This is a genomic window from Bradyrhizobium sp. 147 (assembly GCF_023073935.1).
Classification (GTDB): domain Bacteria; phylum Pseudomonadota; class Alphaproteobacteria; order Rhizobiales; family Xanthobacteraceae; genus Bradyrhizobium.
Window position 1 is genome coordinate 1 of record NZ_JADPKL010000083.1, and the last position, 671, is coordinate 671.

A 671-nucleotide genomic window follows, 5' to 3' on the forward strand; every position below is an offset into this window, starting at 1 on the left:
TCCATGACTCGATGGAAGCCACTGTGGACCCTTATCCCGGGGTCCCGATTGGATGCCGATCACCCCGAAAACGGGGTCCTTATTCCATGCCGAAACACACGCCTCATCTTGCCGTCCTTCTTCGGGCCGGACCCTAACTTCTTCTTCAGTGGCAGGTCATGGATAATTGAACGCTTCAGCGGGATACTCTTCACCGGCGTACGGCGAGATTTCATGGGAGCTGAAGATCGCACGCAGATTCCAATCTTGCCACAAGGATTGCCATGGCCTGCATTAGTGAACGCCATTCGCATAGCTCTGGATGAAGCTTACCGCGATACAACGCCGGCCTCATCTTTATTGTCGCCGATGCGGCCCTGACGTCCGCCCCATTCAGAGCCTCAGCTCTCGCCCATCGTCGTCGAGAGGCCCGCCTACCGGAGATGGCAGCGGCCTGGCAGGAAACGGCGGAGATGGCTCCAAGGCTCATCGCGGATGCCCGTCGAATTGCAAGCGCGTTGCGAAATCCTTGGTGCTGAGAACTCCTGACCGGACTATGCTGGTCACCGCGTAACTTCGTCGAGCGGTCGGCAATTCACCGCAAGCTGCGGCGCGTTCCTCTCCAGCTTTCTCGCAACCCTCTAGGCCGGCACGAGCTCGTGGTAGTAGCCACTCTTGTCGTAGGTCGCCTT

The 671-nt window shown here is 58.6% G+C and carries 1 protein-coding gene; it reads left to right on the plus strand.

Annotated elements, in window-relative coordinates:
- Positions 1-360 (plus strand): hypothetical protein (locus IVA87_RS19550; RefSeq protein WP_247334617.1); only part of this gene is annotated, 360 nt, incomplete at its 5' end.
- Positions 361-671: the final 311 nt, after the last annotated feature.